Raw genomic sequence first — 16,087 nt, 5'->3', positions numbered from 1 at the left:
TCCATCAATACTTCATTCCACGCAGGGAGCCAAGCCATTTTTTACATTAATACCATCTGTTCACGCAACAACTATCAACCTGCAAATACAGATATATTTAGTGGAAATATCACCCATCAATGATACTTATGAGTGTATGCGTGATTTGACGCAGTTTATAAGGGCATACACCGGAATTAACGCCGCAGAAAGAGCTTTTCCAGGTCCGCCTTGGTGAGCGCAACATGGGTGGGACGGCCATGATTGCACTGGCCGGTGAAGGCGACCTGCTCCATCTGCCGCAGCAGGGCGTTCATCTCGTCGAGGGTGAGACGGTGGTTGGCGCGCACCGAGGCGTGACACGCCATGGTGGCGAGGATGGCGTCGCGTTTTTCGGTAAGAATGTCGGACTGACCCTGCTGTTGCAGCTCGGCGACCAGATCCACCAGCAGATTGGCCAGATCGCCATGATCCAGCAGCGCTGGCGCTTCACGAATAGCGTAGGCGTTGGGTCCAAAGGGCTCCACCCCCAGGCCGAGTTTGCGCAGGGTCTGCTGGTGCGCATCGATCACCGCCGCATCGGCGGCGCTCACCTGCGCCACCACCGGCATCAGTAGCATCTGCGTCTGTTGCGTCCCGGCGTCCAAACCCGCCTTGAGCTTCTCGTAGACGATGCGCTCGTGGGCGGCATGCTGATCGATAAGGATCACCCCATCGTCGGTTTGCGTCAGGATGTAGGTGCGGTGTATCTGCGCAAGAGCCTGCCCCAACGGGCCGGAAATCGGCGTTTGCGCCTGCGCCTCGACCCGGTATGGGGCTTGGGCGTCGCGCGCCTGCCAACCGCCGTCAGAGGCGTATTCGGCGCTATTGGGCGTGGTCAGATCCAATGCGCCCTGAACGTGGGCGGGTTGGCGCGGCGGCGCGCCGCCAGGCGCGCGCGGCGCGGGCGCCGCGTAATGCGCCGGAGCATCCCACTGCGCCGGTTTCACCACCGCCGGAGGCAACTGCGCGCTCACCCGCTCGGTGGTCGCTGCGCCCGAGAGCGCTGCGGCGGGATCCTGCGGTTGGTAGGCGCGCGCGCCCATGCGCTCCAGCCCCTCCAGCAGGGCGCCGCGAATCACCGCATAGACCGACTGCTGATGGCGAAACCGCACCTCCGCCTTGGCCGGGTGCACATTGACGTCCACCTCCTCCGGGTCCATCTCGATGAACAGCGCCAACAGCGGGAAGCGATCCTTGGGCATCAGGTCGCGATAGGCCTGACGCACCGCGCTCACCACCACTTTGTCGCGCACCCAGCGCCCATTGACGAACTGATGCATACCGCTGGAGGTGGCGCGATTGAGGGTGGGCAGTCCAATCCAACCCATCACCCGCACCGCATCGTTGCCGCCGGAGAGCTCCAGGCAGTTTTCGAGAAAATCCTTGCCGAACACCATGCCCAACCGCTCGACATAGGCGTCCTGACTGCTGGCGGCGCGAAAGCGCAGCGTCTCGCGCCCTTCATTGGTGAGGCGGAACGCCACCTCCGGGCAGGCGATAGCGAAGCGCTGCACCAGTTCGCTGATGTGGCCGAATTCGGTGCGATCGGCGCGCAGGAACTTCAAGCGCGCCGGGGTATTGAAGAACAGGTTGCGCACGCTGATGCGGGTTCCCACCGGCAGGGCCGCCGGTTGTGGGGCCTCCACCTCGCCGCCCTTGATGCGGATGCGCACCCCTTCGGGCTCGCCATCAGACTGGGTGGCCAGCTCAAAGTGCGATACCGAGGCGATGGAGGGCAGCGCCTCGCCGCGAAACCCCAACGTGCCGATGCGGAACAGATCGTCGGTTTCACGAATTTTGGAGGTGGCGTGGCGCTCCAGCGCCAAGCGCGCTTGATCTGGCGGCATACCGCAGCCGTCGTCGCTGACGTCGATGAGCTCGCGTCCGCCCGCCTCGATGCGGATGTCGATGCGCGTGGCGCCCGCATCGAGGCTGTTCTCGATCAACTCCTTGACCACCGAGGCCGGGCGCTCCACTACCTCGCCGGCGGCGATCTGGTTGGCCAGGGCGTCGGGCAGCAGACGCACCTCGGGTCGGGACGATTTGCTGGGATTCTCTGTACTCATAAGGACTCCCCTTGCGCCAGACGGCAGCGCGCCGCCAGCGGACAGCCGGGACAAGCGGGTTTACTGCGGCAATGGGCTTTGGCGTGATGTACGATCAGGGCGTGAAATTGACCGAACAGGTCGGCATCGGCGGGCAGCGCCCCGTGGACGAGATCCTGCAGCGTATCGTATCCAGCTTTGGCGTCGGTCCAGCCCAGACGATGAAACAGGCGCCGGGTGTAGGCGTCCACCACGAACAGCGGCTGCTTGGCCTCGTAGCAGACGATGGAGTCGGCGGTCTCCTTGCCGACCCCCCACACGCCCAGCAGCTCCGCGCGCAGGATCTCCTTGGGCTGCGCAAACAGGCGCGCCAGATCATCGTCATAACGGCCAAGGAATTCACACAAACTCTTGAGCCGCCGGGTTTTGAGATTGAAATAGCCCGCCGGTCGGATCACCGCGCCCAATGCTGCTGGATCGGCGGTGCGAATGGCTGAGGGCGAGAGCAGCCCGGCGAGTTTGAGGGCGTCCACCGCCTGTTTGGCGCCGCTCCAGGCGGTGTTCTGCACCAGAATGGCGCCCGCCATCATCTCAAACGACGACTCGGCGGGCCACCAGTGTTGCGCACCATAGGCGGCGTCCAGTCGCGCCAGCGCCCAGGCCGGATCGGCGCTTGGGGCGACGTCGGCGGACGCAGGCGCGACCACGCCTTACCCTTTTTTGCCGCGCCCGGAGGCGATCACCTGACGCAGGCGCGCGCGCTCAGCCTGGGTCAGCGGACGCCAGGTCCCGGGCTGCATATCGCCCAGGGTGACGCCGCCAAAAGCGATGCGGATCAGGCGCGCCACGCTCATCTCCAGAGTCTCGAAGATGCGACGGATTTCGCGGTTGCGCCCCTCGTGCAGGGTGAGGGTGATCCAGCTATTGGCGCCGCCGCTGCGATCCAGCGCAATGGCCAGCGGACCGGTGGGGCCATCCTCCAGCATCACGCCGGTTTGGCGCAATTCGGCGATGCGCTCCTCGTTCAAACGGCCATGCACCTTGACCCGATAGGTGCGCGGCACCTGGGTCGATGGATGGGTCAGTTTGTGCGCCAGACCGCCATCGTTGGTGAGCAGCAGCAGCCCTTCGGAGTTGATATCCAGACGCCCCACATTGTTCAGCCGCGGCAGGTTCTGCGGCAGCAGATCGAAGATGGTGCGCCGCCCGTCGGGATCGTGGCGGGTGCAGATCACCCCCACCGGCTTGTACAGCACCACCGCCATGCGCGCCGGGGCGCCCCGCTCCACCGCATTGCCATCCACCGCCACCAGATCCTGCGGCCCCACTTTGGCCCCGGGCTTGGTCACTTTGTGGCCATTCAGGCTCACGCGTCCGGCGGCGATCCACTCTTCGGCCTCGCGACGGGAGCAGAGTCCGGCATCGGCCAACCATTTGTGCAAGCGGGGATGTTCGCTACCGCTGTGATCGCTGGGGGCGTCGGGCAGATCGCCATCCAGCGACCACGCTTCCATCTCTTCCGCGCGCACGGGTTTGACAAAACCGCCGCGCGGTTTGTTGTAACCGCCGCGCTCGCCGCGCTGGTCATCGCGCGGTTTGTTGTAACCGCCGCGCTCGCCGCGTTGGTCATCACGCGGCTTGCCATAACTTCCACGCTGTTCATCGCGCGGCTTGCCATACCCGCCGCGCTCGCCGCGTTGGTCATCGCGCGGCTTGCCGTAGCCGCCACGCTCGCCGCGCTGTTCATCGCGCGGCTTGCCGTAGCCGCCACGCTCGCCGCGTTGATCGTCACGCGGCTTGCCATACCCGCCGCGCTCGCCGCGTTGGTCATCGCGCGGCTTGCCGTAGCCGCCACGCTCGCCGCGTTGGTCATCACGCGGTTTGCCGTAGCCTCCCCGCTGATCATCGCGCGGCTTGCCATAGCTCCCGCGCTCGCCGCGTTGATCGTCGCGCGGTTTGCCGTAGCCTCCCCGCTGATCATCGCGCGGCTTGCCATAGCTCCCGCGCTCGCCGCGTTGATCGTCGCGCGGCTTACCGTAGCCGCCGCGTACCCCGCGCTCGTCATCACGACGGGGCTTGCCATAGCCTCCCCGTTCGCCGCGTTGATCGTCGCGCGGCTTGCCGTAGCTTCCGCGTCCACCATGCTCATCATCGCGACGGGGCTTGCCATAGCCTCCCCGTTCGCCGCGTTGATCGTCGCGCGGCTTGCCATAACTTCCGCGTCCACCATGCTCATCATCGCGACGGGGTTTGCCATAGCCGCCCCGTTCGCCGCGTTGATCGTCGCGCGGCTTGCCGTAGCTTCCGCGTCCACCATGCTCATCATCGCGACGCGGTTTGCCATAGCTTCCGCGACCACCATGCTCATCATCGCGACGGGGCTTGCCATAGCCTCCCCGTTCGCCGCGCTGGTCATCACGGGGCTTGCCATAGCTTCCCCGTTCGCCGCGCTCATCATCACGGGGTTTGCCGTAGCCTCCCCGTTCGCCGCGCTGGTCATCACGGGGCTTGCCATAGCCTCCCCGTCCGCCGCGTTCGTTATCACGCGGCTTGCCGGAACCGCCGCGTCCACCGCGCGTATCGCTACGCTCGGCATGCCGGGACGCCGAGGCCCCTCCACTCCGCGGCGCGCTCCCCGCGCGGCGCTGATTTTTCTGATCTTTCGACACTTCAACTCTACTTTCTAAAACGATGGGGATCCAATGGCAGGCCGATGGCGTCCATCACCCGCATCATCACCCCTTCAGCGCGCTTGCGCGCCACTTCGGCGCCTTGCGCCAGGGTCTCCAACAACATCCCCTCACTCTCCCGCAGCGCCAGATAGCGCTCGCGCACCGGGGTGAGGGCTTCGGCCACCGCTTCGGCGGTCTCCACCTTCAACTTGCCATACATATTGTGATCAAAGTGCGCCAGCGCCTCCTCCTGGGAGGAGCCGGTCACGGCGCAGTAGATATTCAGCAGATTGGCCACGCCGGGCTGATTGGCTTCATCATAGCGGATCGTGGCCTCATTGTCGGTCACCGCCTTCTTGAACTTCTTGATGATCGCCTTGGGCTCGTCGAGCATCATCACCTTGGCCAGCTCGGACTCGGCGCTCTTGGACATCTTCTTGGTGGGCTCCTGCAGGTCTTTGACCCGCGCGCCGCCCTTGGGAATCATCGGCTCAGGGACAACCAGCACGTCGCCGTAAATGCCGTTGAAGCGGGTGGCGATATCCCGCGCCAGCTCCAAGTGCTGCTTCTGGTCCTCCCCCACCGGCACCCGCTGGGTTCCGTAGAGCAGAATATCGGCGGCCATCAGCACCGGGTAGGTAAACAGACCGGCGTTGATGTTGTGCTTGTGGCGCTGCGCCTTGTCCTTGAACTGGGTCATGCGCTCCAGCTCGCCCATCTGCGTATAGGTGTTGAGCAGCCAGGCCAGCTCCGCATGGGCGGGCACGTGACTCTGCACAAACACGGTGCTCTTGGCCGGGTCGATGCCGCAGGCCAGATAGAGCGCCGCCAGACTCAGAATCGACTCCCGCAACGCCGCCGGATCCTGGCGCACGGTCAGCGCGTGCAGATCCACGATGCAGAAGATGCAGTCGTGGTCATCCTGCAACGTCACCCATTGGCGCAACGCCCCCAAGTAGTTGCCCAGGGTGAGTTGACCAGTGGGCTGGGCGCCGCTGAAGACAATGGGGTTGACCGCGGATGAGGCGTTCACAGGCGCCGCTCCTTTCGAGTGCGTCAGGGTTGCGTGATGCGGGTTGATCCCAAACGGGATGAACCTGCCAGGGGAATCGAGCAGTTTAGCCCATTACCCCGGCAAGTTCGAAGTAGAAATGCAAGAGAGCGGAGATTGCGGGCCAGATGATCTGACCCACCACCCCGGTGAAAATGAGCAGAATGAGAATCGGCAGGCCAAAACGCTCCATGCGCGCCAGCCACATATCCGCTGGATGCGGCAGTAGCGACACCGCCACCCGCCCGCCATCCAGCGGCGGCAACGGCAGCATGTTGAACACCGCCAGCAGCACGTTCATGAAAATGGCTGCTTGCAGCATCTGCGCAACGGGGCTGGCGAAAAAGGGCGGCAGCAGCAGCACGCCGTGGATGGCCAGCGCGCACAGCAGCGCCAGCAGAAGATTCATCCCCGGTCCCGCCGCCGCCACCCACAACATGGCGGTTTTGAAGCGTCCTTTGAAATTACGCGGATTGACCGGCACCGGCTTGGCGCCGCCGAACGCCATGGGCTGACCCACAGTGGCCAACGACACCGCCAACATTACCGCCGGCAGGGCGATGGTCCAAACCGGGTCGATGTGCACAATGGGATTGAGCGACAATCGTCCCATGTTGCGCGCGGTGGGGTCGCCGAAACGATCGGCCATGAAACCATGCGCCCACTCGTGCAGGGTGATGGCGAAGATCACCCCGGGCGCCCAGATGATCAGGTTTTGTACAATCTCCGACCAGTTCATCCGCGCCCACCCGTCTCAGTCAAACCGCTAAAGCCCTTGAGGGCGTTTTCCCGGCGCTCCAACGCCGCGTCCAGCACCCGCAGCAGGGACTCCAGTTGCAGCGGCTTGGTGATGTAGCCGTCAAACCCCGCCGCACGGCCCCGCGCCACATCCTCGGGCATGGCCGAAGCGGTTACTGCATAGATGGGAATGGTGCGAAAACGCCGATCAGCGCGCAACGCCTCCAGCAGATAGAAGCCGTCTTTGCCGGGGAGATTGATGTCCAACAGGCACAGATGGGGGCGCTCCTGCTTGGCCATGGCCAAGCCGCTCTCAGCGTCGGGCGCGGTGATCAGACGCCACGCCGGACGCCGCGCCGCCGCACGCTCCATCAATTTGCGGTTGATGGGGTCATCCTCCACATACAGCACCAGCGCCGCGTGGGCCGGTTGCGCCGAGTCCGGCTCCACGCCGCACATCTCGGCGCCGCCCTCTTCACTGCTCTGGGCGGCGTCTCCGCTCAAAGGGATATCGATCCAGAACAGCGCCCCTTTGCCCGCCTCGCTCTCAAAACCGATGGCGCCGCCCATCTCCTCCATGAGTCGCCGACAGATGGCCAGACCGATGCCCGACCCCTCCACCCCGGAGTGGTCCGCGCCCAATCGGTTGAACGGTTCGAACACCTCTTGCGCCTTATGCGCGGGGATACCGCGCCCGGTGTCGCGCACCCACACCCGCACGAAGCCATCTTCGCGCATGTCACAGCCCAGCATCACCTCGCCGCCGGGGATATTATATTTGATGGCGTTGGAGAGCAGATTCAGCGCCACCTGTTTCAGACGCTTGCGATCCGCCAGACAGAACACCGGCGCACAGTCGTTCAACGCGCTCTCATCAGGCATCAACACGCCGCGCTCAGCGGCTTGCGCCGACATCAGCGTCAAGCACTCCTGCAGCAGCAAGCCCAGGCGCGTGCGTTCGATCTTGAGCTCGATGCGGCCCGATTCAATGCGCGCCAGATCCAGCACCTCATTGATCAACTCCAACAGGTGGTTGCCCGCTGACAGGATCTCCTGCACCGAATCCGCCTGCCCGGCGGAGAGCGGCTCCACCGGATCGGAGAGCAGCAGTTGCGAAAACCCCAGCACCGCGTTCATGGGGGTGCGCAACTCATGACTCATGGAGGAGAGGAAGCGTGATTTGGCCTGACTGGCGCGCTCGGCGGCTTCTTTGGCGGCGGTGAGGTTGCGTTCAAACTGCTTGCGCGCGCTGATATCCTGCACAATGCCGACGAACATGGCCGGTTCCGACAGCGGAATCATGCTCAACGACAGACGCGCCTCGAATTCGCCGCCGTCAATGCGCACCCCTGACAATTCCAGGCGGTTTTGCTCCAACCTTTCCACGTCCACCGGCAGCGCCATGGGAAACGGCGACTGCGGCAGCAGATCGGTGATGGCGCGCCCCATCATCTGCTCGGCATCACAGCCAAACAGCGTTTCGGCGGCGCGGTTGAACAGGGTGATGGCGCCCTGGGCGTCCACCACCACCATGCCCTCATTGGAGTGTTCGACAATGGCGCTAATGCGCGCCTCACGCTCACGCAGGGTCTCCTCGGCGCGCACCCGGTCGGTGATGTCCTCGGCGTAGATGTGCGCCACCGAGAGCGCCGACACCCCTTGCAACACCACATTGTAGCGCCGATCGCCCAGGGTGGTTTCGAACTGCGGACGGCGGTTGGATAGCACACACTCCAGCAGCGAGCCCATGCCGCGTTCGGCCAGCCGGGCGGTAAACGGACAGGCCTGGTTCTGCCCCATGCCCAACGCTTCAGCCGCCGGGTTGGCGTCGAGAATCAGATTGTGGCAATCCACCCGCAGCATGGGCGACGGGTGCTTCTCGGCAAACAGCGCCATGCTGTGAGCACGGGCGCGGTACATGCGCTGCTGAGTGATGTCGGTGCGGATGGAGATATACTCCCACGGCTCGCCCTGATCGTTGAGCAGCGGCACGATGGAGGCCGACACCCAATAGAACGAGCCATCCTTGCGCCGGTTCTTGACCTCGCCGTGCCACACCTGGCCGTTGGAGATGGTCTCCCACATGCGCGCGTAATACTCCGGTGGATGCTCGCCGGATTTGAGAATGCGGTGGTCCTGACCGATCAGCTCGGCCATGGTGTAGCCGCTAGTTTCGCAGAACTTCTCATTGGCGTAGGTGATGCGGCCGGAGGGGTCGGTGACGCTGACGATGGCGTGTTCGTTCAAGGCGTGTTGCAGATGCTCCAGCTCGCGCAGGGCCGAGCGCATATGCTCCAGTTTGCGCCGCGAGTCGCGCCGCTGCTTGATGCGCGAGAGCACCACGCGGGTAAACGCCGCTGGCGAAACCGGTTTGATCAGATAGTCCTCATGGGCCAGGTTGCGGTCCGACAGACGCCGCCCCAGGTTCTTCTCACCGGAGAGGAACAGCAGCGGCAGGTCGGCGAAACGGTCGTTCTGCCGAATCACCCAGCCCAATTCGATGCCATTGATGCCGGGCATATAGAGATCCAGCACCACCAGCTCCGGCGCATGCGCATCCAATGCTTCGAGAAGCTGTGACGGGTCGTTGAGGATGTGCGCCTGCATCCCCGCCTGCTCCAGGATCGACTGGTAGAACTCGGTGAGCACCGGGCTATCATCCACCAACAGCACGCGGTAGGGATCATCTTCAATATTGCGCGGCAGCGGCGCCAGAATGCGCGCCAGTCGCGCCGGTTCGCCTGGCGCGCGGAAAAAGTGGGTGCTGCCCAGACGCACGGCGGCCAGACGGTGCGTCAGGCCATCCTCTTCATGCAGCGCCGCCACTGGCGAGGGGGTCTGACGCTGCTGATAGTTGGCCGAAAAGGTCAACGCAGGCGTCTGTGCGGTGATCGCCAGTCCGCGCATATCCAGCAGCACGCCATCAGGCGGATCGCTCTCCACCATACGATGCAGCGCAGGGTAGTCCGGCGCCGACTCCACCACCGCATTGCGCCGCGCCAACTCCTGACGCAAACGCTCGCGCAAAACTTCATCCTGAGTCAGCGCCACCACCCGGCGCTCGGCGCCGCGATGACGCTCCTCCTGCGCCAAATGGGGCATGGGATCGCGCAGGGCGCTGATCGCCTCCCGCGCCAACTGATCCAGATTGCTCAGATGCTCGTCAATCACCGACAAGGCGCTCGCCAGCGCTTCGGGCTCTGCATAGCGTTTGACGCCGCCCTGGGTCACATTGGCCAAGCTTCGCGCGCGCTCGGTAAAGTCGGGAAAGCTGAAAGTGGCCGCTGCGCCGATCAGACCATGGCTGCTGGTAAAAAACAGATCCCAAGCCGCCGCATCGCCCTGCGCCGAGGCCATACGTTGCCTCAAATCCGTCAGCTCCTGCAGCCGATCCGGCAGACTGCGGGCGAACTTCTGCCGCAAAGCGTGATAACGCTCCTCAAACCGCATGACGGGATCTCCCCGCGCAGCAACGGCGCTCAGGCTTCAGTGTGGGATACGGGCTCATCGGCAAAACCTTTGGCAATCTGTCGAATGCGGGGCAAAGCGCGGACAAACGCCTGCACCAGCTCAGGATCATAATGGGTCCCAGACATGGTCACAATCTCCTCCACCGCCTTCTCTTGCGGCCAGGCCGCTTTGTACGGACGGGTGGAGGTGAGGGCGTCAAACACATCGGCGATGGCGCAGATGCGCCCGAACACCGGAATCTCCTCCCCCTGCAGCCCGGTGGGGTAGCCAGAGCCGTCCCACCGCTCATGGTGGGTCAGGGCGATGATGCGCGCGGTCTCCATCACCTCCGATTCGCCCCCTTCGAGCAGGTGCGCGCCGATCTCCGCATGCTGGCGCATCTTGGCCCACTCGGCGTCATCCAGTTTGCCGGGTTTCTGTAGAATGCCGTCGGGAATGCCCAGTTTGCCGATATCGTGCATGGGGCTGGCGTTGAGCAACAGCTCACACTCGCCGGGGCTCATGCCCGCCTCGCGCGCAATGGCTTCGGCGTATTGACTCATGCGCACAATGTGCAGACCGGTCTCGTTGTCCTTGTACTCCGAGGCCATGCCCAAACGCCGCACTACCTCCAACTGGGTGTTCTGCAACTCTTCGGTGCGTTCGCGCACGCGCTGCTCGAGGATACGGTTCTGGTCGCGCGCCTGTTTGTGCAGCATGCGCACCTCCAACATATTGCAGATGCGGTGCAGCGCCTCGACGCGGTCAAACGGTTTGGTCAGATAGTCGCGCGCGCCCAACTCCAGCGCGTGCAGGCGGGTCTCCTGATCGGTCTGCGCGGTCATCACCAGCACCGGCAGATAGTCGCCATCGGACGACAGCGAGCGGATGCGGCTCATCACCTCGAAGCCGTCCATCTGCGGCATGCGGATATCGAGCAGGATCAGATCATAAGGGTCTTGGCCGTGAAGCGTCTCCACCAGAGTCGGGTCGGTGACGCACTCCACGTGGGAGAAGCCGCTCATGCGCAGGAGTTTGTCCAGCAGCTTGACGTTGACCTGCTGATCATCGACGACCAGGATGCGCGCGGCGTATATGGCGTGTTGCAGCTCCATGGGGACGACCTTCTGCTCCGACTGTGCGCCAGCGTGATGGGCGCGCGTCCCAGCGCCTACGGCGCAGGACTCAGTCGCCCCTCATGTAATCTCAGCCGACGCGGCAATTGGTCGGCCAATTCGGTGTTATGGGTCACCATCAGACAGCTCAACTTGCGTTCCACATTCAAACGCTTGAGCAGATCAAACACGCCCTGTGCGGTATGAGTGTCCAAATTGCCGGTCGGTTCATCGGCCAGCAGCAACTTGGGGTTGGGCGCCACCGCCCGCGCGATGGCTGCGCGCTGACGTTCGCCGCCGGACATCTGCCCGGGTTTGTGGGTCAAACGGTGCGACAGCCCCACCTCACCCAGCATCTCGGTGGCGATTTTTGTCGCCTGCGCCACCGCCATGCGCCCGATCAGCAGCGGCATCATCACATTCTCCAGGGCGGTGAACTCCGGCAACAGCCCATGGAACTGGTAGATAAACGCGATCTTGCGGTTGCGCAGCGCCGCCCGTTTGGCCTGATTGAGGGCGAAGATATCCTCACCCTGCAGCAGCACGCGCCCGGCGCTGGGGGTATCCAGCGAGCCAAGAATCTGAATCAGGGTGCTTTTGCCGGAGCCTGAAGCCCCCAACAACGCCGCCATCTCCCCTTGTCCCAGACTCAAATCCACCGCATCGAGCACCCGCACGGTCTCAGCGGCGGTCTTGAACTCGCGGCTGATCCCCTCGGCCTGCAAAAGCGGCTGCGACTGATCACTCATAGCGCAACGCCTCCACCGGATCAATACGCGATGCGCGCCAAGCCGGATAGAGCGTCGCCGCCACGCTGATGGCCAAACTCACCAGCGTCACCACGGTCACATCTTCAGGAAGCACCTTTGACGGCAGGTAGTCAATAAAATAGACATCGCCATGAATCAGCTGGGTGTTGAGCAGTTTTTCCACAAACGCCAACGCCGCCTCCAGATTAAACGCCAGAGAGAGGCCCAAGCCCAACCCCAACAGGGTGCCGCCCACGCCGACGATGCCGCCATTGATCATGAAGATGCGCAGAATGCCGCCGGAGGTGGCGCCCATGGTTTTGAGAATGGCGATATCGCGCCCCTTCTCCATCACCACCATGATCTGACTGGAGATGATGTTAAACGCCGCCACCAGCACCACCAGGAACAGGATGACGAACATGGTCGCCTTCTCCATCTGCAAAGCGCGGAAGAAGTTGCGGTTCATCATCATCCAGTCGCGCACGTAGTACTGCCCGCCCAACGCCGCCTCCAGCCGCGCGCGCACGCCGGAGGCCAGATCCGGGTCCGGGGTGCGGATCTCGATGCCGGTGACCTTGTCGCCCAGACGGAATAGCGTCTGCGCATCGCCCAGGTAGGCGTAGGCCAGATTGGTGTCATACTCATGCATGCCGGATTCGAAAACCCCCACCACGGTAAAGCGTTTCACCCGTGGCAGCGCGCCCATCACGGTGATGTTGGCCTGGGGCGCCATGACGGTGAGTTTGTCGCCCACATCCACCGCCAGCGTGCGCGCCAGGTTCACCCCCAGCACCAGCCCGAAGCCCTGCATCTTCTCCAGCGAGCCGCGCTGCATATTCTGTTGCAGATCAGACAGATGGCGTTCGGATTTGGGTTCGATGGCGCGCAGCCCCACGCCCACGGCGGTGTCGCCGTGGGAGAGCAGCACCTGCTGGAAGATATACGGCGAGGCGGCGGAGACCCCTTCGGTATTGCGAATGACCTGGAGCAGTTCAGGGGAGTACGGCAGTTTGCCGAAGTAGTTCTGCACCACCACATGGCTGGTGACGCCGAGGATCTGCCGCTGCAGCTCCACTTTGAAACCGGTCATCACCGCCAGCACCACGATCAGCGCCGCCACCCCCAGGGCGATGCCCGCCAGAGAGAGGAAGGTGATGGCGCTGATGAAGCCCTGGGATTTTTTTGCGCGCAGATAGCGCAATCCCACCAGCCACTCATATTTGGCCGAGAGCATGCGCGCGCCCCGGCTTACTGCACTTCGCGTTTGAGCTGCGGGAACAGCAGCACTTCGCGAATGGTGGGGGCGTCGGTGAGCAGCATCACCAAACGGTCGATGCCGATGCCCTCGCCGCCGGTGGGGGGCATGCCATACTCCAGCGCGCGGATGTAGTCGGCGTCGAAGTGCATCGCCTCATCATCGCCGGCATCGTGGGCGTCGGCCTGGGATTGGAAGCGTTCGGCCTGGTCGGCGGGGTCGTTGAGCTCGGAGAAGGCGTTGGCGATCTCCCAACCGCCGATGAACAGCTCAAAGCGCTCGGCGATGTCGGGATTTTCATCGCTGCGGCGCGACAGCGGCGACACCGAGATGGGGTAGTCGACGATGAAGGTGGGCTGAATCAGCAGATGCTCCACCTTCTCCTCGAAGATCTCCATCACCAGTTTGCCCACATCCCAAGCCGGATCCACCTCCATGCCCAGCTGCGCGGCCAACCCCTCCCAGGCGCTGCGCGCCTCCGGGTTCATCCAGTCGGAGGTTTTGGTTTCGATGAACGGCGCCATCCCTTTGAGGGGCTCGACGGCCTCGGGGACATACTTCAGAATCGCTTCGGCCGGGGTCAGGCGCGCCCACGGGCCGGAGAAGTCGATATCGCGCTCCTGGTGGGTGACCATCAAGCCGCCGGTGGCCGCCTCCACCACTTCGCAGATCAGCTCCTCGGTGAAGTCCATCAACTCGCGGTACTCGGCGAACGCCTGATAGAACTCCATCATGGTGAATTCGGGGTTGTGGCGCGGTGAGAGCCCCTCATTGCGGAAGTTGCGGTTGATCTCGAACACCCGCTCGAAGCCGCCCACGATCAGACGTTTCAGATACAACTCCGGGGCGATGCGCAGAAACAGCGGCATATCCAGGGCGTTGTGATGGGTTTCAAACGGCTTGGCCCGCGCGCCGCCGGGGATGGGGTGCATCATGGGGGTCTCCACCTCCAGGAACCCCCGCGCTTCCATGAAGCGGCGGATATGGCTGATCACCCCGGAGCGGGTTTTGAACACCTCCCGCACTTCCGGGTTGACGATCAGGTCCACATAGCGCTGGCGATAGCGGGTCTCGGTATCCTCCAGACCATGGAACTTCTCCGGCAGCGGCCGCACCGATTTGGAGAGGAGCTGAAACTTCTGCACCCGCAGGGTCAGCTCACCCACCTTGGTGCGGAACAGATGCCCTTTGCAGCCGAGGATATCGCCCACTTCCACCTTCTTGAACAGCGTGTTGTAGATCTCCTCGCCCACCTCATCGCGCTGGGCGGCGATCTGCAAACGCCCGCTCTCATCCTGCAGGGTGGCGAAGGTGAGCTTGCCGAAGCTGCGCAGCAGCATCACCCGACCCGCCACCTTCAGAGAGGCGTGGGAGAGCTCCTCGGCGTCCTGAATCGAGCCGTAACGCTCGCGCACCGAGTCCAGCGAATCTTCGGGCTTGTAGCCGTTGGGATAGGGATTCACCCCCGCCTCACGGATGGCCGCCAGCTTCACCTTGCGCGCGGCGATCTGCTGGTTCTCTTCCTGGGGTTCGGCGTTGGCGTTCTTCTCTTGTTCGGACATGGCGCTTTCGCTTTCGATCCGTGCTCTTTGTAATGAGCTTCTACACTGTCATCGGGAAGATAAAAGAGGCTGGGGCTCCGCCCCAGACCCGGCCAGGGCGCCGCCCTGGTCCCGACAGGGCTTTGCCCTGCACCCACCAGGCCAAATTGGGACAAATCCCGATTTCCCTGGACCCTCGTGAGTTTTGCTTCTGCGCCAACACGCAGTTTATCGCGTGGAAAACGCAGCACTCCGCTCGCGTTAGAAACTCTTAATTGCTTTCCGACTCGCCGCTGATGCGTTGCGCCAGCGCCGCCTTGATGAATGGATTCAAATCGCCGTCCAGCACCGCGTCGGTGTTGCCGCTCTCCACCTGGGTGCGCAGGTCTTTGACCAAGCGGTATGGCGCCAGCACGTAGGAGCGGATCTGATGGCCCCAGGCGATGTCCGACTTGGCGTCGGCGGTGGCCTGCGCGGCTTCGGCGCGCTTGTCCATCTCGTGCTGGTAGAGGCGCGATTTGAGCACCTGGAACGCCATATCGCGGTTGCGGTGCTGCGAACGGCTGTCCTGACACTGCACCACAATCCCGGTGGGAAAGTGGGTGATGCGGATGGCGGAGCTGGTTTTGTTGACGTGCTGACCGCCCGCGCCGGAGGCGCGATAGGTGTCCACGCGGATATCCTTGTCGTCGATCTCGATCTCGATGGAGTCGTCAATCTCCGGCGACACAAACACCGAAGTGAACGAGGTGTGGCGCCGCGCCGAGGAGTCGAACGGGCTGATGCGCACCAATCGGTGCACGCCAGACTCCACCTTCAAGTAGCCATAGGCGAAGTCGCCTTCGATCTTCAGACTGGCGGATTTGATGCCCGCCTCGTCGCCGGGCTGGATATCCAGCTCTTCGACCTTGAAGCCGCTCTTCTCACAATAGCGGGTGTACATGCGCAGCAGCATGCTGGCCCAGTCCTGGGACTCGGTGCCGCCGGCGCCGGAGTGGATCTCAAGGAAGCAGTTGTTGCCGTCGGCCTCGCCCGAGAGCATGCGCGCCAGCTCCAGATCCTCCAGACGGGTGAGCAGGTCGCTGACCTGGGCGCGCACCTCGGCGACCATCTCCTCGTCGCCCTCCTCCTGCGCCATGGCGAGCAAGTCGCTGGCGTCGGAGGTCTCCTGATTGAGGTTGTCCCACTCGCCGATGGTCTTCTCCAACTGCGTCTTTTCGCGCATCAGCGTCTTGGCGCGTTCGGCGTCGGTCCACAGGTTGGGATCCTGGCTCAACGCATCCAGCTCGGAGAGGCGCTCCTTGCCGTTTTCATAATCCAGGTGGCCGCGCAGCAGCGTCAGCTTCTCGGCGATGGAATCAAATGTTCTTTGGATGCTTTCATCCATGATGCGGTCTCAACTGTCTTTCCACGCGCGAATGTGACTCCGCGCGCAATCCGATTCTTG

At 63.5% G+C, this 16,087-nt stretch carries 11 protein-coding genes; all 11 read right to left on the bottom strand.

Annotation, left to right across the window (positions count from 1 at the left end; translation table 11 throughout):
• Window positions 1-176: 176 nt before the first annotated feature.
• The 11 genes from mutL to prfB all read right to left on the bottom strand — a co-directional run bounded on the left by mutL (window position 177) and on the right by prfB (window position 16,027).
• Window positions 177-2,087, bottom strand: a complete 1,911-nt coding sequence (mutL, locus tag MAIT1_RS07345) for a DNA mismatch repair endonuclease MutL (protein ID WP_085441638.1) — start codon at window positions 2,085-2,087, stop codon at window positions 177-179.
• Window positions 2,084-2,773, bottom strand: a complete 690-nt coding sequence (locus MAIT1_RS07340; RefSeq protein ID WP_198947822.1) for an endonuclease III domain-containing protein — start codon at window positions 2,771-2,773, stop codon at window positions 2,084-2,086. The genes mutL and MAIT1_RS07340 overlap by 4 nt, the downstream gene beginning before the upstream one ends.
• A 3-nt stretch (window positions 2,774-2,776) precedes the next feature.
• On the bottom strand, window positions 2,777-4,735 hold the full coding sequence (locus tag MAIT1_RS07335; protein ID WP_085441637.1) for a pseudouridine synthase: 1,959 nt from the start codon (window positions 4,733-4,735) through the stop codon (window positions 2,777-2,779).
• A 7-nt stretch (window positions 4,736-4,742) separates the two neighbouring features.
• Window positions 4,743-5,771, bottom strand: a complete 1,029-nt coding sequence (gene trpS, locus MAIT1_RS07330; protein ID WP_085441636.1) for a tryptophan--tRNA ligase — start codon at window positions 5,769-5,771, stop codon at window positions 4,743-4,745.
• An 85-nt stretch (window positions 5,772-5,856) separates the two neighbouring features.
• Window positions 5,857-6,528, bottom strand: coding sequence for a site-2 protease family protein (locus MAIT1_RS07325; protein WP_085441635.1), 672 nt, complete (start codon window positions 6,526-6,528; stop codon window positions 5,857-5,859).
• On the bottom strand, window positions 6,525-9,977 hold the full coding sequence (locus tag MAIT1_RS07320) for a PAS domain S-box protein (protein ID WP_085441634.1): 3,453 nt from the start codon (window positions 9,975-9,977) through the stop codon (window positions 6,525-6,527). The genes MAIT1_RS07325 and MAIT1_RS07320 overlap by 4 nt, the downstream gene beginning before the upstream one ends.
• 29 nt (window positions 9,978-10,006) lie before the next feature.
• A complete protein-coding gene (locus tag MAIT1_RS07315) occupies window positions 10,007-11,092 on the bottom strand; it encodes a response regulator (protein ID WP_085441633.1) in 1,086 nt (361 codons plus the stop codon).
• A 56-nt stretch (window positions 11,093-11,148) separates the two neighbouring features.
• Entirely contained in the window at window positions 11,149-11,841 is a 693-nt protein-coding gene (locus tag MAIT1_RS07310) for an ABC transporter ATP-binding protein (protein ID WP_085441632.1), read from the bottom strand.
• Window positions 11,834-13,078: a lipoprotein-releasing ABC transporter permease subunit gene (locus MAIT1_RS07305; RefSeq protein WP_085441631.1), complete on the bottom strand. Its 1,245-nt coding sequence runs from the start codon at window positions 13,076-13,078 to the stop codon at window positions 11,834-11,836. The genes MAIT1_RS07310 and MAIT1_RS07305 overlap by 8 nt, the downstream gene beginning before the upstream one ends.
• 14 nt (window positions 13,079-13,092) lie before the next feature.
• On the bottom strand, window positions 13,093-14,661 hold the full coding sequence (lysS, locus tag MAIT1_RS07300; RefSeq protein ID WP_085441630.1) for a lysine--tRNA ligase: 1,569 nt from the start codon (window positions 14,659-14,661) through the stop codon (window positions 13,093-13,095).
• Window positions 14,662-14,911: 250 nt separating this feature from the next.
• Entirely contained in the window at window positions 14,912-16,027 is a 1,116-nt protein-coding gene (prfB, locus tag MAIT1_RS07295; protein WP_085441629.1) for a peptide chain release factor 2, read from the bottom strand.
• Between the last annotated feature and the right edge of the window lie 60 nt (window positions 16,028-16,087).

This window comes from Magnetofaba australis IT-1 (assembly GCF_002109495.1).
In the GTDB taxonomy this organism is placed as follows: Bacteria; Pseudomonadota; Magnetococcia; order Magnetococcales; family Magnetococcaceae; genus Magnetofaba; species Magnetofaba australis.
This window is presented reverse-complemented; position numbering and strand designations above follow the sequence as displayed.

Coding starts and splice junctions, on each gene's coding strand:
- mutL (WP_085441638.1), bottom strand. CDS start 2,087: ATGAGTACAGAGAATCCCAGCAAATCGTCCCGACCCGAGGTGCGTCTG.
- MAIT1_RS07325 (WP_085441635.1), bottom strand. CDS start 6,528: ATGAACTGGTCGGAGATTGTACAAAACCTGATCATCTGGGCGCCCGGG.
- MAIT1_RS07320 (WP_085441634.1), bottom strand. CDS start 9,977: ATGCGGTTTGAGGAGCGTTATCACGCTTTGCGGCAGAAGTTCGCCCGC.
- MAIT1_RS07315 (WP_085441633.1), bottom strand. CDS start 11,092: ATGGAGCTGCAACACGCCATATACGCCGCGCGCATCCTGGTCGTCGAT.
- MAIT1_RS07310 (WP_085441632.1), bottom strand. CDS start 11,841: ATGAGTGATCAGTCGCAGCCGCTTTTGCAGGCCGAGGGGATCAGCCGC.
- MAIT1_RS07305 (WP_085441631.1), bottom strand. CDS start 13,078: ATGCTCTCGGCCAAATATGAGTGGCTGGTGGGATTGCGCTATCTGCGC.
- lysS (WP_085441630.1), bottom strand. CDS start 14,661: ATGTCCGAACAAGAGAAGAACGCCAACGCCGAACCCCAGGAAGAGAAC.
- prfB (WP_085441629.1), bottom strand. CDS start 16,027: ATGGATGAAAGCATCCAAAGAACATTTGATTCCATCGCCGAGAAGCTG.